Origin of the sequence: Citricoccus sp. I39-566 (assembly GCF_031432995.1) — a bacterium.
GTDB lineage: Bacteria > Actinomycetota > Actinomycetes > Actinomycetales > Micrococcaceae > Citricoccus > Citricoccus nitrophenolicus_A.
In genome coordinates this window covers 2783174-2808933 of record NZ_CP133842.1, presented here as the reverse complement: position 1 = coordinate 2808933, position 25760 = coordinate 2783174, and the positions used below count along the sequence as shown (strand labels likewise).

23 protein-coding genes are annotated in these 25760 nt (G+C 73.0%); 14 read left to right on the top strand and 9 right to left on the bottom strand.

What is annotated here, in order from left to right:
* Positions 1-7 precede the first annotated feature (7 nt).
* Positions 8-1081 carry an Rv2578c family radical SAM protein gene (locus RE421_RS12845; RefSeq protein ID WP_309810573.1) on the bottom strand — a complete coding sequence of 358 codons (1074 nt, stop codon included), beginning with the start codon at positions 1079-1081 and terminating at the stop codon, positions 8-10.
* A gap of 56 nt (positions 1082-1137) precedes the next feature.
* On the opposite strand from RE421_RS12845, the gene pcp reads away from it, so the two are divergent.
* Positions 1138-1839: a pyroglutamyl-peptidase I gene (pcp, locus tag RE421_RS12840; protein WP_309810571.1), complete on the top strand. Its 702-nt coding sequence runs from the start codon at positions 1138-1140 to the stop codon at positions 1837-1839.
* A 6-nt stretch (positions 1840-1845) separates the two neighbouring features.
* Here pcp and RE421_RS12835 read toward each other — a convergent pair whose 3' ends face one another.
* Complete coding sequence (locus RE421_RS12835; RefSeq protein ID WP_309817408.1) at positions 1846-3006, bottom strand: MFS transporter; 1161 nt, start codon at positions 3004-3006, stop codon at positions 1846-1848.
* A gap of 179 nt (positions 3007-3185) precedes the next feature.
* Positions 3186-3617, bottom strand: coding sequence for a DUF4157 domain-containing protein (locus tag RE421_RS12830; protein WP_309810569.1), 432 nt, complete (start codon positions 3615-3617; stop codon positions 3186-3188).
* Between the two features lie 144 nt (positions 3618-3761).
* Between RE421_RS12830 and pheS the strand changes: the two genes are divergently transcribed.
* Genes pheS through RE421_RS12795 form a run of 7 tightly spaced genes read left to right on the top strand, consistent with a single transcriptional unit; the run spans position 3762 to position 10545 of the window.
* Positions 3762-4841: a phenylalanine--tRNA ligase subunit alpha gene (gene pheS / locus RE421_RS12825; RefSeq protein WP_309810567.1), complete on the top strand. Its 1080-nt coding sequence runs from the start codon at positions 3762-3764 to the stop codon at positions 4839-4841.
* A gap of 7 nt (positions 4842-4848) precedes the next feature.
* On the top strand, positions 4849-7515 hold the full coding sequence (gene pheT, locus RE421_RS12820; protein ID WP_309810565.1) for a phenylalanine--tRNA ligase subunit beta: 2667 nt from the start codon (positions 4849-4851) through the stop codon (positions 7513-7515).
* Between the two features lie 13 nt (positions 7516-7528).
* Positions 7529-8218: a 4'-phosphopantetheinyl transferase superfamily protein gene (locus RE421_RS12815; RefSeq protein WP_309810562.1), complete on the top strand. Its 690-nt coding sequence runs from the start codon at positions 7529-7531 to the stop codon at positions 8216-8218.
* Between the two features lie 53 nt (positions 8219-8271).
* Positions 8272-8628, top strand: a complete 357-nt coding sequence (locus RE421_RS12810) for a hypothetical protein (protein WP_309810560.1) — start codon at positions 8272-8274, stop codon at positions 8626-8628.
* Between the two features lie 5 nt (positions 8629-8633).
* Complete coding sequence (locus tag RE421_RS12805) at positions 8634-9524, top strand: alpha/beta fold hydrolase (RefSeq protein ID WP_309810557.1); 891 nt, start codon at positions 8634-8636, stop codon at positions 9522-9524.
* 14 nt (positions 9525-9538) lie between these two features.
* The gene (locus RE421_RS12800) at positions 9539-10153 is read left to right on the top strand and encodes an alpha/beta fold hydrolase (RefSeq protein ID WP_309810555.1); all 615 of its coding nucleotides are present in this window, start codon (positions 9539-9541) and stop codon (positions 10151-10153) included.
* Positions 10154-10191: 38 nt separating this feature from the next.
* On the top strand, positions 10192-10545 hold the full coding sequence (locus tag RE421_RS12795) for a hypothetical protein (protein WP_309810551.1): 354 nt from the start codon (positions 10192-10194) through the stop codon (positions 10543-10545).
* A 151-nt stretch (positions 10546-10696) separates the two neighbouring features.
* Here the strand turns inward: RE421_RS12795 and RE421_RS12790 are convergent, their stop codons facing one another.
* The 4 genes from RE421_RS12790 to RE421_RS12775 all read right to left on the bottom strand — a co-directional run bounded on the left by RE421_RS12790 (position 10697) and on the right by RE421_RS12775 (position 17733).
* Positions 10697-11116: a helix-turn-helix transcriptional regulator gene (locus RE421_RS12790; RefSeq protein ID WP_309810549.1), complete on the bottom strand. Its 420-nt coding sequence runs from the start codon at positions 11114-11116 to the stop codon at positions 10697-10699.
* 41 nt (positions 11117-11157) lie between these two features.
* Positions 11158-12540, bottom strand: a complete 1383-nt coding sequence (locus RE421_RS12785) for a M1 family metallopeptidase (RefSeq protein ID WP_309810547.1) — start codon at positions 12538-12540, stop codon at positions 11158-11160.
* Positions 12537-16625, bottom strand: coding sequence for a Pls/PosA family non-ribosomal peptide synthetase (locus RE421_RS12780; RefSeq protein WP_309810545.1), 4089 nt, complete (start codon positions 16623-16625; stop codon positions 12537-12539). Before RE421_RS12780 ends, RE421_RS12785 begins: the two co-directional genes overlap by 4 nt.
* A 118-nt stretch (positions 16626-16743) precedes the next feature.
* Complete coding sequence (locus RE421_RS12775; RefSeq protein WP_309810542.1) at positions 16744-17733, bottom strand: quinone oxidoreductase; 990 nt, start codon at positions 17731-17733, stop codon at positions 16744-16746.
* Between the two features lie 87 nt (positions 17734-17820).
* Between RE421_RS12775 and argC the strand changes: the two genes are divergently transcribed.
* Genes argC through RE421_RS12745 form a run of 6 tightly spaced genes read left to right on the top strand, consistent with a single transcriptional unit; the run spans position 17821 to position 23812 of the window.
* Positions 17821-18861: an N-acetyl-gamma-glutamyl-phosphate reductase gene (gene argC, locus RE421_RS12770; protein WP_309810539.1), complete on the top strand. Its 1041-nt coding sequence runs from the start codon at positions 17821-17823 to the stop codon at positions 18859-18861.
* Positions 18858-20009, top strand: coding sequence for a bifunctional glutamate N-acetyltransferase/amino-acid acetyltransferase ArgJ (argJ, locus tag RE421_RS12765; RefSeq protein ID WP_309810535.1), 1152 nt, complete (start codon positions 18858-18860; stop codon positions 20007-20009). The genes argC and argJ overlap by 4 nt, the downstream gene beginning before the upstream one ends.
* Positions 20010-20017: 8 nt before the next feature.
* The gene (argB, locus tag RE421_RS12760) at positions 20018-20959 is read left to right on the top strand and encodes an acetylglutamate kinase (protein ID WP_396134499.1); all 942 of its coding nucleotides are present in this window, start codon (positions 20018-20020) and stop codon (positions 20957-20959) included.
* The gene (locus RE421_RS12755) at positions 20959-22284 is read left to right on the top strand and encodes an acetylornithine transaminase (RefSeq protein ID WP_396134657.1); all 1326 of its coding nucleotides are present in this window, start codon (positions 20959-20961) and stop codon (positions 22282-22284) included. Before argB ends, RE421_RS12755 begins: the two co-directional genes overlap by 1 nt.
* Positions 22281-23318 carry an ornithine carbamoyltransferase gene (gene argF / locus RE421_RS12750; protein ID WP_309810530.1) on the top strand — a complete coding sequence of 346 codons (1038 nt, stop codon included), beginning with the start codon at positions 22281-22283 and terminating at the stop codon, positions 23316-23318. The genes RE421_RS12755 and argF overlap by 4 nt, the downstream gene beginning before the upstream one ends.
* On the top strand, positions 23315-23812 hold the full coding sequence (locus tag RE421_RS12745; protein WP_309810527.1) for an arginine repressor: 498 nt from the start codon (positions 23315-23317) through the stop codon (positions 23810-23812). Before argF ends, RE421_RS12745 begins: the two co-directional genes overlap by 4 nt.
* Positions 23813-23861: 49 nt before the next feature.
* On the opposite strand, the gene RE421_RS12740 is transcribed toward RE421_RS12745, so the two are convergent.
* Both RE421_RS12740 and RE421_RS12735 read right to left on the bottom strand, forming a co-directional pair.
* Positions 23862-24698: a hypothetical protein gene (locus RE421_RS12740; RefSeq protein WP_309810526.1), complete on the bottom strand. Its 837-nt coding sequence runs from the start codon at positions 24696-24698 to the stop codon at positions 23862-23864.
* A 201-nt stretch (positions 24699-24899) separates the two neighbouring features.
* Positions 24900-25604: a transglycosylase family protein gene (locus tag RE421_RS12735; protein WP_309810524.1), complete on the bottom strand. Its 705-nt coding sequence runs from the start codon at positions 25602-25604 to the stop codon at positions 24900-24902.
* Positions 25605-25760 lie beyond the last annotated feature (156 nt).

The following is a 25760-nucleotide window of genomic DNA, read 5'->3' as shown; positions in this document are numbered from 1 at the left end:
GGCGACCTCAGAACAGGGCCGGTTGGGGAGCTGCTGGGACGCGCGGCTGGTCCGCCGCCGGGTTCCGCCCCTCGCCGTCCGGGCGGGTGATGCGGTGGGCACCGTCCCGGTGCAGTCCGTGGCGCTGCGCCGCGGCGATGGCGCGCCGGCTCAGGGCCTTGCGGTACGAGGCGGGGGCGTAGGAGCCGCGTCCGTAGAGCTGGCGGTAGCCCTCCAGCAGGCCGGGGTGGTCCTGCTCGATCCACCGCAGGTACCACTGGCGCGCGCCGGGCCGCAGGTGCAGGGCCCCGGCCAGCACATTCCTGGCTCCGGCCCCGGCCAGGGCCGCCATGAGGTCCTCGAGCTGCCGGTCCGAGTCCGTGAGCCACGGCAGCAGCGGCATGGCCATGACGGTCACGTCCGCCCCGGCGGCGGAGAGCTTCTCGATGAGCCGGAGCCGGGCGGCCGGGGCCGGCGTGCCGGGCTCGACCCGGTGGGCGAGGGCCGGGTCCAGCATGGCCAGGGACACGGAGACCTGTACGGGCACCTGCCGGGAGGCCGAGGCCAGCAGGTCCAGGTCCCGCCCCAGGAGCGTGCCCTTGGTCAGGATGGAGAAGGGGGTGCCCGTATCCGCCAGGGCGGTGATGATCCCGGGCATGAGCCGGTACCGGCCCTCGGCCCGCTGGTAGGGGTCCGTGTTGGTGCCCAGGGCCACCAGCTCGCGGTTCCAGCCGGGCCGGTTCAGCTCCCGCCGCAGGATCTCGGGGGTGTTCACCTTGACCACGATCTGCTGGTCGAAGTCCGTGCCCGCATCGAACTCCAGGTACTCGTGCGTGCTGCGGGCGTAGCAGTACCGGCACGCGTGGGTGCATCCGCGGTAGGGGTTCACGGTCCAGCGGAAGGGCATGGGGGAGGAGTCCGGCACCCGGTTCAGCGCGGACTTGGCCAGGACCTCGTGAAAGGTGGTGTCCGCGAACTCGGGGGTGGTGATGGAACGCTGCAGGCCGGAGAGCGGGAGCAGGGCGGCCGGTGCGGCTGGAGTGCCGCCCTCGCCCAGCTCGGGTCCGTCCCCGGCCTGCAGTGTCTGCGCTTCCCATCGCATGTCTTGATTAGAACACATGTACTAACCATGGTGCAAGGGGCGGCTAGGCTGGGTCCATGGACGACTCACGCCCGGACCGGATCCTGCTGACCGGCTTCGAGCCCTTCGGCGGTGACGGGCACAATCCCTCCTGGCCGGCCGCCCGGGACGCGGCCCGGACGTTGCGCGGGCAGGAGGTGGACGCCGTCGCCGTGCGGCTGCCCTGCACCTTCGGCGGGTCCACCGAGGCCCTGGAGCAGGCGCTCATCGAGCACCGGCCCGGCATCGTCATCGCGTGCGGCCTGGCCGGGGGCCGGGCGCAGGTGGCCGTGGAGCGCGTGGCCGTGAACCTGCAGGACGCCCGCATCCCGGACAACGCCGGCTGCCAGCCCGCCGGGCGGCCCGTGGACGACGCCGGCCCCGCCGCCTATTTCTCCAGCCTGCCCGTCAAGCGCATCGTCGCCGCGCTGCGCGGCGCGCGGATCCCGGCTGAGCTGTCCCTGAGCGCGGGCAGCTTCGTCTGCAACCACGTCTTCTACGAGGTGATGCGCCGGTGCACGGCCGCGCCGGCCGGTGGAGGGGTGCACACCGCAGGGTTCATCCACGTGCCCTGGGATGAGCAGGCCCCACGGCAGGCGGCGGCGGACCCCTCCTCATCTACACGGCCCGCCCTGCCCACCCTGCCCGCCGCCGAGCTGAGCCGGGCGCTGGTGATCGCGGCGCGAGAAGCCCTCCGGACGGCGTCGGACCTCGACGAGGCGGCGGGCGCGCTGTACTAGCCGGCCCTAGGCGGAGGGCGGCCGCACCGAGGCCCGGGCGGCCAGGAGCCCAGCGACGGTGAAGGCGAGCGTGGCCCCGAGGACGAGTAGGATCGGCGCCGTCCAGCCTTCGGTGGTGGTGTGGAGCCAGCCGGCCGCCGGCGGTGCCACGGTGGCGGCCAGGTAGCCGCCGGTCTGGACCCAGGCGGAGCCGGAGGCGGCCTCACGGTCGGTGCGGGCCATCCGGGCGATGATGGAGAAGATGGCCGTGAAGCCCCCGCCCTGGGCCACCCCGCCCGTGACCGACCACAGCGCGTAGGCCTCCGGGACCAGCAGCAGACCCACCGGCAGGGACAGCCACAGCACGGCCACGGCCGCCATCGGGACCCACGGCCGGGTCCGGGCCGCCAGCAGCGGCACGCCCAGGGCCCCCACGATCGCGGCCACCTGGAACAGGGACGCCGTGGCACCGGAGCCAGCGGTGTCCAATCCCTGGGAGTCGGACAGGATGGAGGGCAGCCACGTGGTGGTGGTGAAGTAGCCGGCCGACTGCCCGCTGAAGGCGATGACCAGCAGCCACATGACCCGGCGGAACCGGGGTGGGGGCCGCGTGTCGATCGGCCGCTCGGCAGGGGTCGCGGCGTCGGCGGCGTCAGGTCCCCCGGAGGATCCGTCCCCGCCGGAGGGCGCCGGACCGCTCCGGATCCGCCGACGCACGAGCGCCGTCCAGTACCCCAGGCCGATGACGGTCAGCACGCCCCACAGAGCGAGGGCCCACCGCCAGCCGACCGCTGCGGCCAGGGGGCCGGTGCCGAGCAGGGTGGCCATCGACCCCACGTTCATGCCGGCCGAGTACAGGCCGGTCGCCAGGGAGACGCGGTCCCAGGGGACCTCCCGGCGGATGATGACGGGCACCACGATGTTCCCCAGCGTCAGGGACAGGCCGATCACGGCGGTGCCGGCCAGGACCAGCCAGCCCGGGCCCACCGAGCGCAGCACGGTGCCGGCCAGCACGCCCGCCAGGCAGGCGAGGACCGTGGCCTCGGAACCCCAGCGGCCGATGGTCCGCGTGGCCAGCGGCGTGGCCACCGCGAACAGCAGGATCGGCAGGCCCGTCAGCAGGCCCGCCCCGATGGCGTTGAGCCCGGTCCCGGCCTGGATGTCCCCCAGGATGGCCGTGGGCGCGATGATGGGCGCCCGGAGGTTGAGGGCCAGGATGACGATGCCGACGATGATCCAGGGCAGGATCGGGCTGGCTACGGGTGGGCGGCGCGTGGTGACTCCTGGGGTGGGCAGTGGGCAGGGGACAGGACGGCGGGGCGGGGAGCGGCCCGGTGCGGACCACCCCTGATCCTAGTCAGCGGCGGTCACCCGGTCCGCCGCGGCCACCGGACGGGGCGCTCGCGGTAGCCGCCGCCCACCAGCCCCGCGTGGCGCTCGAACGGGTTCCTCGAGGCCGGATCCCCCGTGCGCAGCAGCGACCACCCGGCCGCGGCGAAGTACAGCGGCAGGAACGGCAGGCCCAGGCACCACGCGTACTGGGTGGCGTGCCGCGACTCGTGCGCCAACAGCCGGGCGGTCGGGGCGGTGTGGGGCCGGAACAGCACCGTATTGCCCACGGTGAAGGCGCCGCCGTCGGGAAATCCCCACCGGTAGCCGAACGCGAGCAGCAACCCGCCCGGACCGCGCCGGACCCGGCAGCCGGCACTCAGGGCCAGCGCCAGTCCCAGCGGGGTCGTCAGGTTGGCGGCGTTCCACAGCTGACGCAGGCGGAGCCGGGCGGGCAGGGCAGACGGCATGGTTGAAGCATAGGAGACCGGTGTGCGCCGGCGGCCGCCGGGCTGACTAGACTGATCGGGGCCTCCCGCCGGGTGCGGGCGGCCACCCAAGGTAAAACTCGTAATGATTTCTTGAGCATCAGAGCACGAAGGTCGAATCCCGCCATGACGGACCACTCCCCTGTCGATCAGCCAGAGCCCACCGGGCCGGAGATCTCCCCGGCGGACGAGGCCGCGGTGAACGCCGCCGTCGCGGACGCCGTGGCCGCCTTCGCGGCCGCCAGGGACCTCGAGGGACTCAAGACGGCCCGGCTGGCCCACACGGGGGAGAAGGCCCCGCTGACCCTGGCCAACCGGGGGATCGGCAGGCTGCCCAAGGAGCAGAAGGCGACGGCCGGCAAGCTCATGGGCGGTGCCCGCAAGTCCCTGGACGCCGCGCTCGCCGCCCGCACGGAGGTCCTCGAGGCCGAGCACGCCGCGCGCCTGCTCGTGGAGGAGACCGTGGACGTCACCACCGCCGTGCGCCGCCGCCGCGTGGGGGCCCGGCACCCGCTCTCCGTGCTGCAGGAACGCGTCTCGGACATCTTCATCGGCATGGGCTGGGAGATCGCCGAGGGCCCCGAGGTCGAGTCCGAGTGGTTCAACTTCGACGCCCTGAACTTCAAGCCGGACCACCCGGCCCGGGAGATGCAGGACACCTTCTTCGTGGACCCGCCCGAGGCACACCTGCTGCTGCGCACCCACACCTCGCCGGTGCAGATGCGCGCCATGCTGGAGTGGGGCGCCCCCGTCTACGTGCTGTGCCCCGGGCGGACCTTCCGCACGGACGAGCTGGACGCCACGCACACCCCCGTGTTCCACCAGTTCGAGGGCCTGGCCGTGGACGAGGGCCTGACCATGGCGGACCTGCGCGGCACCCTGGAGTACTTCGCCCGGCAGATGTTCGGCCCGGAGGCCAGGATCCGGCTGCGCCCCAACTTCTTCCCCTTCACCGAGCCCAGCGCCGAGATGGACATCTGGCACCCCGGCGCCAAGGGCGGCCCGCAGTGGATCGAATGGGGCGGCTGCGGCATGGTCCACCCCAACCTGCTGCGCGCGGCCGGCCTGGACCCGGAGGTGTACTCCGGCTTCGCCTTCGGCATGGGCGTGGAACGCACGCTGATGTTCCGCAACGAGGTCCCGGACATGCGGGACATGATCGAGGGCGACGTCCGCTTCTCCCAGCACTTCGGAATGGAGATCTGAACCACTCATGCGTATCCCGCTGTCATGGCTTCGTGAATTCGTCCCCGTCCCCGCGGACGCCACCGCCGAGGACGTCATGGCCGACCTGGTGAGGGTCGGCTTCGAGGAGGAGGGCGTCCACCGCCCCGCGGACGAGCTGTCCGGGCCCATCGTGGTCGGTGAGGTGCTGGAGATGGTCCCCGAGCCGCAGTCCAATGGCAAGACCATCAACTGGTGCCAGGTCCGGGTGGTCCCAGAGGGCGCCGAGCAGACCCTGACCGGCGAGGGCATCGACCCCTCCGGCGTCCAGGGGGTCGTCTGCGGCGCCCACAACTTCCAGGTGGGGGACAAGGTCATCGTCACCCTGCCGGGGGCCGTGCTGCCCGGGGACTTCCGGATCTCCCCGCGGAAGACCTACGGCCACGTCTCGGCGGGCATGATCGCCTCCGCCCGCGAGCTGGGCCTGGGAGAGGACCATGACGGCATCATCGTGCTGTCCACCGTGGGCCTCTCGGCCGAGCACGGCAACGACCCGGAGCCCGGCACCGACGTCCTCGAGCTGCTGCACCTGCGGGACGAGGCCGCGGAGATCAACGTGACCGCGGACCGCAGCTACGCCTTCTCCATCCGCGGCGTGGCCCGCGAGTACGCCCATGCCACCGGGTTGCCGTTCACCGATCCAGCCTCCCTGGTCACGGCACCGGTGCCCGACGGCAAGGGGTTCCCGGTCCGCCTGGAGGACGCCGGGCCCATCTACGGCGTCCCCGGCTGCGACCGCTTTGTGGCCCGCACCGTCACCGGGATCGACGCGTCCAGGCCGACCCCGCCGTGGATGGCCCAGCGGCTGCGCCTGGCCGGCATGCGGTCCATCTCCCTGGCGGTCGACATCTCCAACTACGTCATGTGGGAGCTCGGCCAGCCCCTGCACTTCTATGACGCGGAGAGGCTGCAGGGCCCGATCGTGGTCCGTCGCGCCGCCGCCGGCGAGCGGCTGACCACGCTCGATGGCAAGGACCGCACGTTGTCTGCCGAGGACCTGCTCATCACGGACGGCTCCGGACCGATCGGCCTGGCCGGGGTGATGGGCGGCGGCCAGACCGAGGTCTCCGGGTCCACCACCACCGTGCTGATCGAGTCGGCGCACTTCGATCCCGTCTCCATGGGCCGCACCCGCCGCCGGCACCGGCTCCCCTCCGAGGCCTCCAAGCGCAACGAGCGCGGCGTCGACTGGGAGATCGCGGACGAGGCGGCCGAGCGGGCCGTGCAGCTGCTCGTCGAGCTGGCCGGCGGCACGCCGGGGCCCGGCATCACGGACGTGGGCACCCGCCCCGAGTCCCGGGTCATCGAGCTGCCCGCCGCCTACCCGGGCGCGCGCCTGGGCATCAAGTACACGGAGCAGCAGGTCGAGGACGTCCTGCGGGAGCTGGGGGCCACGGTCCGGCGCGCCGGCGGGACCGCCGGTGGGCAGGGCCTGGTGCCCGACGCCGGCCCGGCCGGCTCGGTCTTCACCGTCACCGCGCCGTCCTGGCGCCATGACCTGGAGATCCGTGAAGACCTGGTCGAGGAGATCGCCCGGCTGATCGGGTACGACCAGATTCCCTCGACCCTCCCGGTGGCCCCTCCCGGCCGTGGGCTGACGCGGGAGCAGGCGGCCCGGCGACGCGTGGTCCAGGGACTCGCCGATGCCGGGCTGACCGAGGTGCTGGCGTACCCCTTCGTCTCCGAGGCCCAGAACCGGTTCTTCGGATCGGCCACCGAGCAGGAGGGCTCGCGCCAGCAGATGGTGCACCTGGCCAACCCGATCTCGGCCGAGTTCGGTTACCTGCGCACCTCCCTGCTGCCGGGGCTGCTGGACATCGCCCGCCGCAACCACTCGCGTGGCTTCCGCGACCTCGCCCTCTACGAGTCCGGGCTCGTGTTCCTGCCCCAGGGGCCGCTCGGCTCGGCCTCGATCCCGCCGCTGGGCCGCCGCCCGGACGACGAGGTCCTGGCCGGCCTGGACGCCGGTATCCCGGACCAGCCCCGGCGCGTGGCCGCCGTGTTCACCGGCCACGACTCGGCGCCGGGACCCGGCCACGCGCCGCGGGCCGTCGACTGGCAGGACGCCCTCGGGGCCGCCCAGGACGTCGCCGCCCTCCTCGGGGTGGAGCTGCAGGTGGTCCAGGGCCGCCACCAGGCCTTCCACCCGGGCCGGACCGCCGAGCTGCGGCTCGCCCCGGCGCAGCACCGATCCGGCACCGCCGAGGTTTCCGATGGTGCCGGCGCCACCGGGATCGAGGTGGGCGTGGCCGGCGAGCTGCTGCCGGCCTGGCTCGAGGACGCTGACCTGCCGGCGCGGACCGTGGCCATGGAGCTGGACCTGGACGCGCTCGTGGCGGCCGCGGCCGGTGTGGTGGTGGCTGGGCCGCTGTCCACCTTCCCCGCGACCAGTCAGGACGTGGCCCTCGTGGTCGCGGACGACGTGGTGGCCGGCGACGTGCTGGCCACGCTGCGCGAGGGGGCCGGGGAGCTGCTCGAGGACGCCGCCCTCTTCGATGTCTACTCGGGTCCGGGCGTGGAGGAGGGGCACCAGTCCCTGGCGTTCTCGCTGCGGTTCCGGGCCCCGGACCGGACGCTGACCGCCGACGAGGCCTCGGCGGCCCGCGCCGCCGCCACCGAGCTGGCCGCACGCCGCCACGGCGCCGTCCAGCGCTAGGACGGGAGCCGCCATGGAGACCGCCGGGGACCCCGTGCCGGGGTGGCACGTGGTCCTCACGGGTCCCCGGGCCGGCGACCAGCGGCGCGAGGCCCTGGACTTCCTCGCGGTCTCCCTCGGACACCGTCCGGGCACCTTCACGGTGGTCCATCACTGTCCCCGGTGCGGCGCGCAGGACCATGGTGCCCCGGAACTGGCCTACAGCCCACTCGCCCGGCGCCGGAGGGGACCGGGCGCCCTCACCGGCGCGAGCGGGTCGGCTCCGCTGCCCGCGGTGAGCTTCAGCCGCGCCGGCGGCTGGCTGGCCACGGCGTGGGTCGAGCCCGCGGCGGCCGTCCGGGGGTGGCGCATCGGGGTCGACCTCGAGGTCATCGGCGCCCCGGCCTTCCAGACGGCCTCAGGTCTCGGGGAGGTCGCCTACTCACCCGGCGAGGCCGACGTCGTCTCCCGGTGCCCGGCCGCGGAGCAGCCCGCCGTCCGGGCGGCGCTCTGGTCCCTCAAGGAGGCCGTGGTCAAGGCCTTCGGCACCGGGTTCGAGGGTGACCCCTCCGGTGTCCGGGTGACGGAGCCGGGAACGCTGACGCCGCGGATCCCCGGCCACCCGGAGGCCGTGGTGGTCCCGGGCGAGCACTGGCCCGGCGGATCCCCGGGGGAGGGACTGACCGGAATGGTGTGCCTCCTGCGCGACTCCGCGGCGGCCTAGGGACGAGGTGGGGCGCCCCGTGACCGGCCATGCCCCGCAGACGAGACGGCCGCATGTCCGAAGAATCCAGCACCAACGGATCCCAGCAATTCCGCCGGCTCATGGACGACTTCCTGTCCACGGCGGCCCCCGCGCTGGAGGAGGTCGTGAACACGAAGGCCTTCGGCGAGATGCTGGGACAGGCCGCCGGGAACCTCGTGGCCCTGAACCGGATCGGCAACGGCGTCATGGACCTCGCGGTCCGCAACGCGCGGGTCGCGGGCCGGGCGGACGTGGTCTCCCTGCACCGCCAGCTGGCCCGCAACGAGGACAAGCTGGAAGCCGTCCTGGAGACGGTCGAACGCCTGGAGGAGGAGCTGGCCGAGGATCGCCGGCGCCACCGTGGCTCCGCCGCGGACCAGGGGGACTGACCCATGTGGTCGCCGATGAGAGAGATGGCCGGGCTGCCGTCCGCACTCTGGAAGTACACCAACATCCAGCTGACCACGGCCTCTGGACCTACCGGAAGACCACCCTCTACCGCTACCGCAGCTCCCGGCGCCGGCACCCGGTGCCGGTCCTGCTGACGTTCGCCCTCATCAACCGCCCGGACATCTTCGATCTGCGGCCGGGCAACTCCTTCGTCGAATTCCTGCTGGACGAGGGCTATGACGTCTTCCTCGTGGACTGGGGCTATGCGGACGAGGGGGACGCGGAGACCGGACTGGATGATTTCGCCCTGGAGCACATCCCCCGGGCGGTCCGCGAGGTGCGGCGGGCCAGCGGCGCCGAGGAGATCACCCTGATCGGCTGGTGCATCGGAGCCGTGCTGACGGGGATGTACCTCTCCGTCACCCTGGACGCCCCGGTCCGGAACTGGATCCCGCTCACCATGCCGTTCGACGCGGCCAACACCACCTGCGAGTCGCTGCTCGGCAATGACGAGGTGGACACCGACTGGCCGGGCCAGTACGGGGCATTCCTGCCGGGCTCCTCCGTGGACACCGTCAACAAGTTGCTCAAGCCGGCGCCGAACTACGTCGGCACGCCCCTGCGGCTGTTCCGGCAGGTGCAGGACGGCACGGCGGACCGGAGCAGCTACCAGCCCATGGCCCGGTGGGTGGCGGACACCCCGAACTTCCCGATGCGCGCCTTCCGGCAGTGGGTGACGTGGGTGTACAAGGAGAACCGCCTGGCCCGGGGCCGCGTGCGCCTGCGCGGCCAGAAGGTGGACTTCGCCGCGAGCAGGCAATCCATCCTCGTGGTCACGGCGGATTCGGCAGGGCCGTTCGGCGTTGCTGCCCCACGGCTCCGAACTCCAGAGTGATATCAGGCCCCACCGTGTCCGCCGTCCCGCCCGCCGTCATCGACTCGATGTTCGCCGCGGGCGTGGGCGCCTGGAACACCCTGAACACATCCCCCATCGACTACTGGACCGGTGCCTTCCGCCGCGGCGCCACCCCCTGGGAGCTGATGCAGGACCTCGGCCGATGGAACGTGGCCCTGGCGGCCCGCCAGCGTCTGCTGTGGGCCCATGAGGCGCAGCAGAGCGTGGTCGGGGAGTGGCCCCTGGCCCGGCTGCGCGACTATTCCGCCCCGGACGCCGATCCCCGCCAGATCCCCACGGTGATCCTGCGGCCGCAGGCCGGACACGCCTCGAGCATCGTCGACTTCGCCGAGGACCAGAGCCAGATCATGGTCGGTCGCGAGAACGGCTGTGCCCGGATCCTCAGCATGGACTGGATCGGGGCCACCGCTCAGACCAGGGACGCCGGGATCGAGGACTACATGGAGCTGCTGCGCGAGGTGACCGACCTGCTGGGCGGCAGGGTCAATCTGGTCGGTGACTGCCAGGGCGGCTGGCTGGCCACGATCTTCGCGGCCCTGCACCCGCGCCGGGTGAACTCGCTGGCGATCACCGGGCCCCCATTGACTTCCACGCCGGCGAGCCCCTGACCCACGACTGGCTCACCGTGCTCGCCCCGGAGGGCGACATGCCCTACTTCCGTTCCGCCGTCTCGGCGAACGACGGCATCCTGCCGGGCCGGTTCCTGCTGGACGGGTTCAAGGCCCTGCAACCGGACGAGGAGCTGTCCCGCTCGCTGCAGCTGCTGACCCATCTGGATGACTCTGCGTACGTGGAGCGCTCACTGATCACGGGCGACCTGGAGGTGGAGGGAAGGAGGGTGGACCTGAAGGACATCGACTGCCCGCTGTTCCTCATGGCCGGGCGCACCGATCACATCACCCCCGCGGACCAGGTGTGGGCCCTGGCCGAGCACGTCTCCACGGCGCCGGAGCACCTCGGCCGTCAGTCCGCCACGAGCGGCCACCTGGGGTTTTCATGAGCCACGAGGCGCTGGCCACGCACTGGCCGGTCATCTTCGCGGAGATGGGGGCGCTGTCCACGCCGGCGCCGGAGGACGACCCCGAGCTGCTGACCGACGAGCCGAGCCAGACCTAGCCGGCCGCAGCCGGACCCGGTCAGGCCCACGCGGGTCAGTCGCTCCGATTGGAGCGCACGAAGGACCGGTAGATCTCGGCCAGCGAGGTCCGCTGCTCCGGCGTGAGCTCCTGGGCCTCGTGGATCGCGGCGAGCACGTCGGCCGCCTGCGGGTCGGCCGGTTCCGGGTCGGCCGCCTCCGGTCCCGGGCCGCCGGCCTCCGTCGGACCCGGCACGCCGGAACCCGGGTCGCCGGAATCCTGCTCGTAGAGTTCGTCGACGCCGACGCCCAGGGCGGTGGCGATGCCGGCGGCCACCGCCTCGGAGGGGGCGCGCAGCCCGCGCTCGATCTGGGAGAGGTAGGGGTTCGAGATCCCCACCATGGCGGACATCTGCCGCATGGACAAGTCCGCGATGCGCCGCTGCTGACGGATGTAGGCGCCCATCAGTTGACGCTGCTGAACTTTGTTCACCACGGATCCATCATACGTACCGGCTCGCCACCGCCCGGTTCGGGCTAGGGCGTCTCGACGGCGGGGAAGGAGGGCAGCTCGGAGGCGAACAGCCACGGGGACACCGCCTCGGTGGCGAGTCCCTCCGGCTGTCCGGCCGTCCGGGCGTGCCGCTCGGCGTGGGCCAGGAACAGGGCGGTGTCCACCGAGCCGTGCCGGTGCTCGGCCACCCAGGAGCGGATCAGCTCGGCGAAGACCTCGCTCCCGATCGCACAGCGCAGGGCGTACAGGGTCAGGGCGCCGCGCTTGTAGATCCGGTCGTCGAACATCAGCTCCGGACCGGGATCGGCGACCACGACCGTCCGGGGCTTGAGGAACAGTCCCCGCCAGGCCCGCCGGGCCTGCGTGCGGAGGGAGGCGTGTCCGGACTCCTGGCCCCACACCCATTCGCTGTAGCAGGCGAAGCCCTCGTGGAGCCAGATGTCCCTCCACTGGCGCAGCGTCAGGGCGTTGCCGAACCACTGGTGGGCCAGTTCGTGCGCCACCAGCCGCTCCGAGGCCCAGGACCCGTCCAGGTGGTTGGACCCGAAGATGGACAGGGACGCGGCCTCCAGCGGGATCTCGAGCTCGTCGTCGGTCACCACCGCGGTGTACCGGTCGAAGGGGTAGGGGCCGTAGTGGCGGCTGAAGCAGTCCATCATGCGCGTCTGGAGCCCGAGCGCGTCCTGCGCGCGCCCCAGGAGGGCCGGCGAGGTGGCCAGGAACACCGGGGCGGCGCCCGCGGGGGTCTCGGGGTCGGCGTCGTGCTCGGGGACCGCCACGAGCCGGTAGCGGCCGATCTGGACCGTGACGAGATAGCTCGGCGCGGGCTCCTGCAGCTCCCAGGTCCACTCCTCCCGCGAGGAGCGGCGCCGGTGGCCGGTGGGGGTGCCGTTGCACACGGGCAGGTAGCCGGCGTCCGTGCTGACGGCGATGCTGTACGTCGACTTGACCGAGGGGTGGTCCACGCAGGGGAACCAGGTCTGGGCGCCGTTGGGCTGTCCGGCCACGAGGACGCCGTCCTCGAGCTCCTCCCAGCCGATCTCGCCCCACAGGCCCCGGAGCATGCGGGGGACCCCGGAGTAGGAGATCTCCAGGCTCAGGTCCGCGCCGGCCTCCAGCTCGGTGCCCAGCTCGATGACGAGGCGGCCGTTGCGCGCCGTCGTCCTGGTCACCTTGACGGTGTCCCGGCCGGACCGGGCGGCGACCTTGCCCACGGAAAGGGCGTGCAGGTCCAGCTCGACCCGCTGCAGGGCCTGCAGCACGGTGCCCTCCAGGCGGGCCCTGCCGGCGATCCGGTTGGCGGCCAGCTTGACCTCGAGCTGGAGGTCGTAGTGCCCGACCGTGAAGTCGCCGGTTCCCGATCCGGGGACATAGGGATCGGGGAGTGCCGGGTTCTCTTCACTCACGGGCTGGTGTCCTCCTCGGGGGTCGCTGCCTGACGCTCGGCGGCGCGCTCCGCCTTCTCCTCGAGCCGCTCCAGTCTAGTGATGGCCGCGGCCCGCCCCTTCACCTTGGGACCCTTCCACGGGGCCACCGGGTTGCCGGTCCACCAGGAGTGGCCGGGGACCATCTCGCCGCGCATGATCAGGGAACCGGCGCCCACGGTGGCGCCGTCGTCGATCGAGGCGGCCGGCAGGATCACGGAGTTCGGGCCCAGGGTGGATCCCTCGCCGAGGGCCACGGTGTCCAGGGACATCACGCGGTCGTGGAACAGGTGCGTCTGCACCACGGAGCCGCGGTTCACGGTGGCGGAGTCGCCCAGGGTGACGAGGTCCGCCTCCGGGAGCCAGTAGGACTCGATCCAGGCGCCGTGGCCGATCCTCGCGCCGAGGGCCCGGAGCCACCAGACCAGCGAGGGCGTGCCGGAGGCCAGCCGGCCGAACCAGGGGGCCGCCACCATCTCCGTGAAGGTGTCCGCCACCTCGTTGCGCCAGATGAAGGAACTCCACAGGGGATGCTCGCCGGCCTCGACCCGTCCGACGAACACCTTCTTGGCCAGCACCGAGCTGCCGGCCGCCAGGGCCCCGGCGAGCATCAGCACCACGCCGCCCAGGACCACGGCCAACCACCAGCCACCGGGGCCGGGGCCCGCCGCGGCGCCGCCGCCGAACTGGGCCAGCCCCTCCAGGGCCACGGCCACGCCCAGGGCGATGATCGCCGAGGTCCACACGGCCAGCAGCCGCAGGGACTCCCAGCCGCTGCGGGCCCGCTTGAGCCGGGCCGGCGGATCGTAGGTGAGGGCGTCCTCCGCCTCCACCTCGGTGCGGCGCAGGCGCACGGGCGGGGAGCCCAGCCAGGAGGACCCCGGCTTGGTCTTCTTCGGGGTGGCGGACAGCACGGCCACCAGGGAGTTCTTCGAGAGCTTGTGGCCGGCGGCCAGCATGCCCGAGTTGCCCAGGAAGGACCTCTTGCCCACCTTGGCGTGGCCCACGTACATCCAGCCGCGGGAGAGCTCGTAGGAGCCGAGCATGGTGTCGTCGGCCAGGAACGCCCCGTCCCCGATCTCGGTGAGGGCCGGCTGCAGGATGACGGTGGAGGCCTCCACATTGGTCCCGACGCTCGCGCCGAGCCAGCGCAGCCAGGTGGGCGTGAAGCGGGAGGCATAGAGGGGGAAGAGCAGGTCCCGGGCCGTGTCCAGCACCCGTTCGGTGGCCCACAGCTGCCAGCCGATGCGGGAGCGCACGGCGTGGAACCCCTCGGTCACCCCGAGGGACAGCAGCCGCACGGAGAGCACGGTGAACAGCATGTTCGCCCCGAACCACACGGCGGCGATCAGCGGGCTGGCCGCGAGCAGGCGGCCGGCGGAGCCCACGAGGGTCTCGGGGGCGGTCCCGGCGCCGTCGGCGGACCAGTCCGGCCACCACGTCAGGGACCACGCGCCCACTAGGGCGGCCAGGGCCGCGGCGGCGAAGGGCAGCAGGGCCAGGACGCCCGAGCCGATCGTGGAGAGCACGAGCCATCCGGTGGCCCGGGGCGGCTCGATGTTGGGGCCCCGGTAGGCGGCCTTGCCGAGCCGCTGGGCGGGGGAGCCGGCGTACTCGAGGCCGTCCTTGGTCCTGCCGATCACGGTGGAGCCAGCCTGGACGACCGTTCCCGAGCCGATCGTGGCCCCGGGCATCAGCGTGGACCGGGAACCGACCACGGCCTCTTCGCCCACGGTGATGGCGCCGATGTGCACCACGTCGCCGTCGATCCAGTAGCCCGAGAGATCCACCTCGGGTTCGATCGAGCTGCCCGTGCCGAGGTCCAGCAGGCCCGTGATCGGCGGGACCGAGTGCAGGTCCACGTGGCGGCCGATCCTGGCCCCGAGGAGCCGGGCGTAGGTGGGGACCCAGAGGGCACCGCCGAGGGACACCGGGTCCACGAGGTCGGAGATGTGCTGGGCGAGCCAGAGGCGCAGGTGCACCCTGCCGGACCGCGGGTAGGAGCCCGGCCTCAGTCCGCGCAGCAGCAGTCGGGCGGCGACCACCGAGATCGCCATGCGTCCCGGCGGGGAGACGAAGACCAGCCAGCCGGCCAGCACCCACCACCAGGACACGCTCGCCGCCTCGGGCAGGAGGCCCCAGGCGGCGGCGAGGTTGGAGCCGGCGGCCAGGTAGACCACCCATCTCAGGGCCACGAGGACCACCAGCGGGATGCCCATCAGCGTCTGGAAGACCTGGGCCCTGCGGGCGGTTCGGGCCACGGGCCGGGCTTCCACGGGGTCGGCCGGCTTCACGGGCTGTCCGTCGTTGCCGGTGACCGCCTCCAGGAGGGCGCCGGCCCGCGGGTGGGCGTAGATGTCCCGCACGGTGACGTGGGGGTACCGGGTGCGGAGCCGGGACACCAGCTGCGCGGCGGCCAGGGAGCCGCCGCCGGAGGTGAAGAAGTCGGTGTCCAGGTCCTCCGGGGCGGATCCCAGCACCTCGGCCCAGTGCGTGAGCACCCAGCCGCCGGGGGACTCGGGGTCCACGGGCAGCTCGGCGCTCGGTCCCGAGCCGCCGTGGCCCGAACCCTGTCCGGCCTGGCCGGGCAGCGGCCACGGCAGGGCGTTGCGGTCCACCTTGCCGGAGGTCTTGGTGGGCAGGGTGTCCACCGTGACCAGCCGGGGGACCAGGGCGCCGGGCAGGTCCTTCTCGAGGTGCTTCCGGTAGGCCTTCAGGTCGGGCTCGGGTCCCGACGTCGGCACGGCCAGGTACCCGATGAGCAGCTGGGTTCCGGCGGGGGTCGTCTTGACGGCGGCGGCTCCGCCGGCGATGCCCGGCAGGGCCTGCAGCGCGGCGTCGATCTCGCCCAGCTCGATGCGGCGACCGCCGAGCTTGACCTGCTCGTCGGCGCGGCCCACGAACAGCAGTCCCTGCCGGTCCCAGACCACGAGGTCGCCGGAGCGGTAGGCGCGGTCCCAGCCGAGGGTGGGCAGCGGGGCGTACTTCTCGGCGTCCTTGGCGGGGTCGAGGTAGCGCGCCAGCCCCACGCCGCCGATGATCAGCTCGCCGGTCTCTCCCTCCGCCACGGGGACACCGGTGGCGGGGTCCACGATCGCGAGGTCCCAGCCGTCCAGCGGCAGGCCGATGCGCACCGGGCCGGTGCCGTCCATGGGGGCGGCACAGGCCACCACGGTGGCCTCCGTGGGGCCGTAGGTGTTCCACAACTCGCGTTCGTCCTCGGCCAGCCGCGCCGCGAGGTCCGGCGGGCAGGCCTCCCCGCCGAAGATCAGCAACCGGACGTTCTCGAGGGCCTCCGGGGGCCACAGCGCGGCCAGGGTGGGCACGGTGGAGACCACGTTGATGGAGCGGGAGACCAACCAGGGACCGAGGTCCATGCCGGACCGCACGAGCGAGCGCGGGGCGGGCACCAGGCAGGAGCCGTGGCGCCAGGCCAGCCACATCTCCTCGCAGGAGGCGTCGAAGGCCACCGAGAGGCCGGCCAGGACGCGGTCGTCCGGGCCGAGCGGGTCGTCCTGCAGGAAGATCCGCGCCTCGGCGTCCACGAAGGCCGCGGCATTCCGGTGGGTGACCGCGACCCCCTTGGGGGTCCCCGTGGAGCCGGAGGTGAAGATGATCCACGCATCGTCGTCGAGCCGGGCCGGCCGCGGCGAGGGGAAGGGCTTGGGGCGCTTCGAGGAGGTCTGCACCCGACCCTCGGCACCGAGGATGGCGGCGACCCCGGCCTCGGAGAAGACCAGCCAGGCCCGCTCGTCCGGATCGTCCGCGTCCACGGGGACATAGGCGGCCCCGATGTACAGGGTGGCCAGGATGGCGATGTAGAGCTCGACCGTGCCCGAGGGGATGCGGATGCCGATCCGGTCTCCGGCGCCGAGCCCCGCCCCGTGCAGGGCCCGGCCCGTGGCCTTGACCTCGTCCAGCAGCTCGGCATAGGACAGCACGGTGTCGCCGTCGTCGAGGGCCGGTGCCTCCGGGTGCCGCTCGGCCGTGGCCACCAGGATGTCCACCAGGGTGCGGGCCGGCGGCGCCTTCTCGGCGGCGGGCAACTGCGGTGCGTGGATGGTCACGGTGGCGTGAGGCCTACTTCCCGGTCGGAGGACGGTGCCTCGAAAAAGGTGAAACGCTGAAAGAATGCCTGTGATCCTACCGTGATTCCCGGTGCCGCCGGAGACTCTGGGGCCCGGATCACGGCAGCAGGAGGGACTTGCCGGTGGTCCGGCGGGACTCGAGGTCCGCCTGTGCCCGGCCGGCCTCGGACAGCGGGTAGGTGGCCCCCACCCGGAAGTCCAGTGTCCCGGCGCCGTGGGCGGCGAAGAGCTCCTCCGCCCGCCACCGCGTCTCCTCGGCGGTGCGCGTGTAGTAGGCGAGGGACGGCCGGGTGACGTAGAGCGAGCCCGCGCCGTTGAGTCGCTGCAGGTCGAAGGGCGGGACCTGGCCGGAGGACCCACCGAAGAGCACCAGAGTGCCGCGGACCCGCAGCGAGTCCAGGGACTCGTCGAAGGTGTCCCGCCCCACGCCGTCGAACACCGCGTGGACGCCCTCGCCGCCGGTGAGCTCGCGGACCCGCGCCGCGAAGCCCGTGTAGTCGAGGACCTCGCTCGCACCGGCCTGCCGGGACAGCTCCTTCTTCTGAAGGGTGGAGGCGGTGGTGATGACCGTGGCACCGCGGGCCACGCACAGCTGCGTGAGCAACAGGCCCACGCCCCCGGCCCCGGCATGCACCAGCACGGTCTGGCCGGACTCCACGGGGTAGGTGGACCGGCACAGGTAGTGGGCCGTCATGCCCTGCAGCGGGATGGCAGCGGCGGCCACGGGGTCCACGCCCGCCGGGACGGGGAGCAACTGGCCCGCCGGCGCGGTGAAGTACTCGGCGTAGGTACCGGATCCGGCGGCCGTGGCGACCACGTCCCCGGGGGAGACCGTCTCGACGCCCTCGCCGAGCCGCACCACCGTCCCCGAGCCCTCCGAGCCGGGGATGAAGGGATGGGCCATGCGGTACACGCCGGAGCGCTGGTAGGTCTCGATGAAGTTCAGGCCGGCGGCCGCGGTCCGGACCAGCACCTCGCCGGGGGCCGGGCTCGGCACCGGGACTTGCCGCCACTGCAGGACCTCGGGGCCGCCGGAGACGTCCACGCGCACGGCGTGCTGGCTGGTGGGCAGGGATTCCTCGATCATGGTGCCTACCGTATCCGGGGGCGCGGTCCCGGTCACCCGTCTTGCATAAATATTGGCAACACTGCATATTTCCCCTAGCATGGGCCCATGAGCCACACAGTCGCCGTGTCCGGAGCCAGCGGTTATGCCGGGGGAGAGGTCCTCCGCCTCCTGATCGCCCACCCCGAGGTGGAGATCGGGGCCATCACGGCGCACTCCAACGCCGGGGAGCGGCTGGGCGCGCTCCAGCCACACCTGCACGCCCTGGCGGACCGCGTCCTGTCCGAGACCACGGCCGAGGTGCTCTCCGGCCATGACGTGGTGTTCCTGGCCCTGCCCCACGGCGCCAGCGGAGCCCTCGCCGCCGAGCTCGAGTCCCGCTCGCCGAGCACCCTGGTGATCGACGCCGGCGCCGACCACCGGCTCGAGTCCGCCCAGGCCTGGGAGCAGTTCTACGGTTCGCCCCACGCCGGCACCTGGCCCTATGGCCTGCCCGAGCTGCCCGGCCAGCGTCGGCAGCTGGAGGGCGCGTCCCGCATCGCGGTCCCGGGCTGCTACCCCACCACGTGCCTGCTGGCACTGGCCCCCGGGTTCACCGCGGAACTGCTGGAGGCCCAGGACGTGGTGATCGTGGCGGCCACCGGGACCTCCGGGGCCGGCAAGTCCCTCAAGCCGCACCTGCTCGGCAGCGAGGTCATGGGGTCCATGAGCCCCTACGGCGTGGGCGGCGGACACCGCCACACCCCGGAGATCGAGCAGGGCCTGAGCCAGGCGGCGGGGGAGCCCGTCACCGTGTCCTTCACCCCGACGCTGGCGCCCATGCCCCGCGGCATCCTCGCCACGGCCACCGCCCGGATCAAGCCCGGGGTCGACGCCGGCCGTGTCCGGTCCGCCTGGGAGCAGGCCTACGCTGCGGAGGCCTTCGTCCACATGCTGCCCGAGGGGCAGTGGCCCTCCACGCAGTCCGTGCTGGGGTCCAACCACGTGGTCATGCAGCTGGCCGTGGACGCCCACGCCGGCCGCGTCATCGTCTCCGCCGCCCTGGACAACCTGACCAAGGGCACCGCCGGCGGCGCCATCCAATCCATGAACCTCGCCCTCGGCCTCGCCGAGCAGACGGGACTGAACCAGCAGGGGACCGCACCATGAGCATCACCACCGCCCGGGGATTCCGCTCCTCCGGGGTCGCCGCCGGACTGAAGTCGACCGGGAAGCCGGACGTGGCCGTCGTCGTGAACGACGGACCGGACCGCCACGCGGCCGCCGTCTTCACCGCCAACCGGGTGGCGGCCGCGCCGGTGCACTGGTCCCGGCAGGTGATCGGGGACGGCCGGGCGGACGCCGTGGTGCTCAACTCCGGCGGCGCCAACGCCTGCACGGGGCCGGAGGGGTTCCAGGACACCCACGCCACCGCGGAGCACGCCGCGGACCTCCTCGGGGTCTCCGGGACGGACGTCCTGGTCTGCTCCACCGGGCTGATCGGCCTCCGGCTGCCGATGGAGAGGCTGCTGTCCGGGGTCCGGGACGCCGTGGGCGCCCTGTCCGCCGACGGGGGGCCGGCCGCGGCCGAGGCCATCATGACCACCGACTCCGTGGCGAAGACGGCCGAGATGACCGGCGGGGGCTACGCCGTGGGTGGCATGGCCAAGGGCGCCGGCATGCTGGCACCGGGGCTGGCCACCATGCTGGTCGTCATCACCACGGACGCCGTCCTGCCGCAGGACACCCTGGACGGCGCCCTGCGCGAGGCGGTGCGGACCACGTTCAACCGTGCCGACTCGGACGGGTGCATGTCCACGAACGACACGGTCATCCTGATGGCCTCGGGCGCCTCGGGGACCACCCCGGAGCCGGCAGAGTTCCAGGAGCGGCTCCGCGCGGTGTGCGCCGACCTGGCGCGCCAGCTCATCGCTGACGCCGAGGGCGCCGCCCATGACATCGCGATCGAGGTGGTCAACGCGGCCTCCGAGGAGGACGCCGAGGAGGTCGGGCGTGCCGTGGCCCGGTCCAACCTGTTCAAGGCCGCGATCTTCGGCCAGGACCCCAATTGGGGCCGCGTGCTCTCCGCCGTCGGCACCACCGGCGCGCGCTTCGAGGCCGATCAGCTGGACGTGTCCATGAACGGCGTCCAGATCTGCCGGTCCGGCGGCATCGGCGAGGACCGGGACCTGGTGGACCTCGCCCCGCGCGAGGTGCGCGTGGTCATCGACCTGCACGCGGGCGCCGAGACGGCCACCATCTGGACCAACGACCTCACGCACGACTACGTGCATGAGAACTCCGCGTACTCGAGCTGAGGGCCGCCGTGACCGCATCCCCCGATTCCCCCTCCCTCCCCGCGGAGCACGCCACAGCCAAGGCGGCCGTGCTGATCGAGGCCCTGCCGTGGATCCAACGCTTCTCCGGGACCACCATGGTCATCAAGTACGGCGGCAACGCGATGGTCTCGGAACCGCTGCGCCGGGCCTTCGCCGAGGACATCGTCTTCCTGCACCACTGCGGCATCCACCCCGTGGTGGTGCACGGCGGCGGCCCGCAGATCAACACCATGCTGGACCGGCTCGGGATCGCCTCCGAGTTCGCCGGGGGCCTGCGTGTCACCACCGCCGAGGCCATGGAGGTGGTCCGGATGGTGCTCACCGGTCAGGTGGGCCGCGAGCTGGTGGGCCTGCTCAACGGGCACGGGCCCTACGCCGTCGGGATGTCCGGCGAGGACGCCGCCCTCTTCCGGGCTCGCCGGACCGGGACCGAGGTGGACGGCCAGCCCGTGGACCTCGGCCTGGTGGGCGAGGTCACCGGGGTCAACCCCACCGCCATCCGCGACCTCGTGGACAACGGCCGGATCCCCGTGGTCTCCTCCGTCGCCCCCGAGGTCGATGCCGCCGGGCAGCCCACCGGGGACGTGCTCAACGTCAACGCGGACACGGCCGCCGCCGCCCTGGCCGTGGCGCTGGGTGCCTCGAAGCTCGTGGTCCTCACGGACGTCGAGGGCCTCTACTCGAACTGGCCGGACCGCACCTCGCTGGTCTCCTCCCTCGGCGCCGGCGAGCTCCGCGGGCTGCTGCCCACGCTGGAGTCCGGCATGATCCCGAAGATGGCCGCGTGCCTGCAGGCCGTGGACGGCGGGGTCCCGCAGGCGCACATCGTGGACGGCCGCGAACCGCACTCGATGCTGCTGGAGATCTTCACCACCGCCGGCGTGGGCACCCAGGTCCTGCCGGACGACCCCGACCGGAGCGGAGCATGATGACTGAACCGACCACCGCCGGGTCCAACGAGGCCCTGCTGCACCGCTACACGTCCGCGCTCACCGGCGTCTTCGGCGCCCCCAGCCGCGTGCTGGTGCGCGGGGAGGGGGTGCACGTCTGGGACGCCGATGGGCGGCGCTACACCGACTTCCTCGGCGGGATCGCCGTCAACGCCCTCGGCCATGCCCATCCCGCCCTCGTGCGGGCCGTCACCGAGCAGCTGGGTACCCTCGGGCACATCTCCAACCTGTTCACCTCGGAGCCGCAGATCGCGCTGGCCGAGCGGCTCCTGGACCTCGCCGGTGCTCCCGACGGCTCCACCGTGTTCTTCGCCAACTCCGGCTCGGAGGCCAATGAGGCGGCCCTGAAGCTGGCCCGCCGCCACGGCCGCGAGGATCCCTCCGGCCGCCGCACCCGGATCCTGGCCCTGGAGCACAGCTTCCACGGCCGCACGCTGGGGGCGCTGGCCATGACCTGGAAGCCCGCCTACCGGGAGCCCTTCGAACCGCTGCCCGGCGGCATCGAGTTCCTCCCGGCCGGGGACGTCGCCGCGCTGCAGGCGGCGGTCGACGAGACCGTGGCCGCCGTCATCCTCGAGCCCGTGCAGGGCGAATCCGGGGTGCACGGCTGGCCGGCCGGCTACCTGCAGGCCGCGCGGGAGGCCACGCGCCGCCACGGCGCCCTGCTGGTCTTCGACGAGGTGCAGTCCGGCACGGGCCGCACCGGAACGTGGTTCGCCCACCAGAACCCGGCCGTCACCGGGCAGGACACCGCCGTGGTGCCGGACGCCATGACCCTGGCCAAGGGCCTCGGCGGGGGCATCCCCATCGGCGCCCTGATCAGCTTCGGGGCCCGGGCCTCGCAGCTGCTCACCGCCGGCCAGCACGGCACCACCTTCGGCGGCAACCCGGTGGCCACGGCGGCCGGGCTGGCCGTGCTGGAGACCATCGTGCAGGAGGGGCTGCTGGAGCACGCCCGCTCCCTGGGTGCCCGTCTCGCCGAGCGTCTGCGCACGCTGGACGCCGTGGCCGAGGTGCGCCAGTACGGACTGCTCCTCGGCGTGGACGTCACCGTGCCCGCCGGTTCCGGACATCCCGTGCCCGACGGCGGCCTGGCACCCGCCCTGGTCCGCGCCGGCCTGGAAGCCGGCTACCTGCTCAACGCCACCGGTCCCGACACCCTACGCCTGGCCCCGCCGCTGGTGATGGGGGAGCAGGAGGCCGACCGGCTGGTGGCCGAGCTGCCCACCCTGCTGGCCTCCGCCCTCGGGCCGGACTCCCCGGCACAGACCCCTTCCACCCCGACGCAGGAGACGAGCGCATGAGCACCACCCCCGCCCCGGCCGCCCCGGCCGCCACCCTCCGGCACTTCCTGGTGGACACCGATCTCACCCCGGCCGAGCAGTCCGAGGTGCTGGACCTGGCCCAGTCGATGAAGGCCGAGCGGTTCCGGCACCGCCCGCTGGCGGGCCCGCAGACGGGGATCGTGTTCTTCGACAAGACCTCCACGCGGACCCGGGTGTCCTTCGCGGCGGGGATCGCCGACCTCGGCGGCCAGCCGCTCATCGTCAATCCGGGGGAGACCCAGCTGGGCCACAAGGAGTCCATCGCCGACACCGCCCGGGTGCTGTCCCGGATGGTCTCCGTGATCGTCTGGCGGACCTTCGCGCAGTCGGGGCTTCAGGAGATGGCCGAGCACGCCACCGTGCCCGTGGTCAACGCCCTCTCGGACGACTACCACCCCTGCCAGCTGCTGGCGGACCTGCTGACGGTGCGCGAGCACAAGGGCCGCACCGAGGGTCTGGTCATGGCCTACCTGGGGGACGCCGCCAACAACATGGCCAACTCCTACCTGCTGGCCGGGGTGACGGCCGGGATGCATGTCCGGATCGCCGGGCCCGCCGGGTACCTGCCCCAGGCGCCGGTCGTGGCGGCCGCCGAGGACCGGGCCACCGAGACCGGGGGATCGGTGCTGGTCACCACGGACGCCGCGCAGGCCCTGGACGGGGCCGACGTGGTGGTCACGGACACCTGGATCTCGATGGGGCAGGAGGAGGAGAAGGAGGCCCGGCAGTCCCTGTTCCGCGACTATGCGGTGGATGCCGCGGCGATGGGGACGGCGGCGCCGGACGCGATCTTCCTGCACTGCCTGCCCGCCTATCGGGGTTTCGAGGTCGCCGCCGAGGTCATCGACGGGCCCCAGTCCGTGGTCTTCGACGAGGCGGAGAACCGCCTGCACGCGCAGAAGGCCCTCATGGCCTGGCTGCTGTACCGCTCTGGGCTGGCGACGGCGCCGGACGGAGCGGCGGACGGAGCACTGGGCGCGGCCGGCGTCGGGCCGGAGACCACCGGCCGATGAGCGCCCCGTCCACCAAGACCGCCCGTCAGGCCGCCATCAAGGAGGTGCTGGGCTCCACGGACGTGCACAGCCAGGCCGAGCTGCTCGCGGCGCTGGGGGACCGGGGCGTCTCCGTGACGCAGGGGACCCTCTCCCGGGACCTCGTGGAGCTGGGGGCCTACCGGGTCCGGGGGGAGGGCGGCCAGCTGGTGTACGACGTGCCGCCGGAGGGCGCCGTCACGCCGGAGCTGGCCGGCCGCAGGCCTCCGGAGGCCTGGGAGGGACGCCTGGTGAGCCTGTGCCGTGACCTGCTGGTGGCGGCCGAGTCCAGCGCCAACCTCGTGATCCTGCGGACCCCGCCCGGTGCGGCGCAGTTCCTGGCCAGCGTGATCGACCAGGCCCGCCAGCCGGACATCCTCGGCACCATCGCGGGGGATGACACGATCCTGATCGTCACCCGTGCTCCGGACGGGGGCGTGGCCGTGGCCGGACGCTTCCTCGAGTACGCGGGATAGCCGCACCCGCGCCGCAGGGCAGAGGGCCCGGGCAGGAAACGGGGACCGGCTACGCCCCCGGGACGGCGAAGACCTCGTCCTCGGCCGGCATCTCCACCGGCTCCACGGCGTCCCACCGGGAGAAGTCGAGGGTGCCCGTGCCGGACTCGGCGGCGGATCCGGTCGCCGACGACTCGGCGGCCGTGGGGGAGGGGGAGCCGGACGCCGTGGCGGAGGGCGAGGCGGTCGGAGAGGGGCTGTCAGCCGGGCCGGACTCGGCCTCGACACGCAGCAGCCTGTTGTCCTGGGAGAGGTAGACGCTGACCGGCCTCCCGGTGTCCTCATTGCTGACGGTGTACTTGTGGACCTGCTCGCCGTCCAGCTCCGCCTGCTCGGCGGTGTAGTCCGCGTCGGCGAACTCATCCCCGGCGGGAATCTTCTCCATGACGGAGGCCCAGAGGTTGGGGAGGGTGAAGGCGTCCTCGTCGGCGGAGGTGAGGAGCCACTTTTCCCCCACCATGTCCTGCAGCTGGGTGCCGCCGTTCTGTTCGTAGAAGGCCGTGTTGGGCTTCAGGTAGGTGTTCTCGGTGTTGCCGATGATCTCGATCGCGACGCCGTCCACGGCGACGTTTCCCGCGTAGGAGGACCCGTCGAGCAGGCCGGCCATGGACACCGCGATGTCCTGTCCGCTCTGTGCCACCCCTCCCTCCACGGCCACGGAGGTGGCGTCCTCGACCGAGGCATAGGCCTCGGGCCACACGTCCTGAAGGGGCGGCACGCCGGGACCGGAGCAGGCGCCCACGCCGAGGGTGGCGGCGGTTCCCAGCAAGGTCAGGCTCCAGATCCTGAGCGTCCGGCGGCGGGGGCGGCGCCGGGGCTGCGGTGCGGCGGTGGTGATCGGTGTCAAGGAGTCCCCCTCAGGAAGGTCATCTGGATGCGCAGGCGCCGGGATCCCGGTGGGCGCCGCGCGATGTCTGCTCCTGGCACCCTATCGGCCGCCGGGTGGAGACAGAAAAGCGCTGGAGGGGAGCATTCCCCTCCAGCGCTTCTCACCCGGTCACGGCCCTCGGGGCCGCTCAGCCGGTGCTGCCGTGTTGCGTGCTGCGGATCAGGCCGGCAGGTGCAGGGTCTGGCCGACGAAGATCAGGTTGGCGTCGGCCACCGTGTCGGTGTTGGCCGCGTACAGGGCCTCCCAGCCACCGTCGACGCCGTGCGCCTCGGCGAGCTTGGACAGGGTGTCACCGGCCTGGACGGTGATGGTCTCCTCGGACTTCTCCACCGGGGAGACGGAGGAGGTGCGCTCCTCCTGGACCGGGGCCTGCTGGGCCGGGGCGGCCTTCTGCTGCGGAGCCTGCTGCTTCGGAGCCGCCTGCTGCTTCGGGGCCTGCTGCGTCTGGGACGAGGACTCGGCCGACTGGGTGGTCACCTCGGCGCTGCCGCCGTTGCCGTACAGGCCCAGCTTGGCGGAGCAGGCGGGCCAGGCGCCCCAGCCCTGCATGGAGAGCAGGTTCTCGGCCACGCGGATCTGCTCGGCCTTGGAGGCCTGGTGCGGCATGCCGGAGCCACCGGCGGCGCGCCAGGAGCTCGGGGAGAACTGCAGGCCGCCGTAGTAGCCGTTACCGGTGTTGATGGACCAGTTGCCGCCGGACTCGCACTGGGCGAGGGAGTCCCAGCTGGAGGCCGGGGCGGCGGTGGCGGGGGCGGACAGGGCGGTCAGGCCGGCACCGGCCACCGCGAGGCCGGCCAGGCCGGCGGCGGAGCGGCGGACGATGGTGCCGCGGGTGGACTGGGGGGCAGTGGAGGTCTTCTGCATGGTGTTTGAGGGTTTCGGCCCACCACTGCTCAGGTCGTCCCCGACCGTCCGTGCAGCACCGTCCGCCGTCCGCGATGGAGTTCACGGCGCGGGGCTCCCAAGGGACGGTGCAGGTGGGGGAGCTCCGCAGGCTTCCTGCCAGATCACGATAAGATC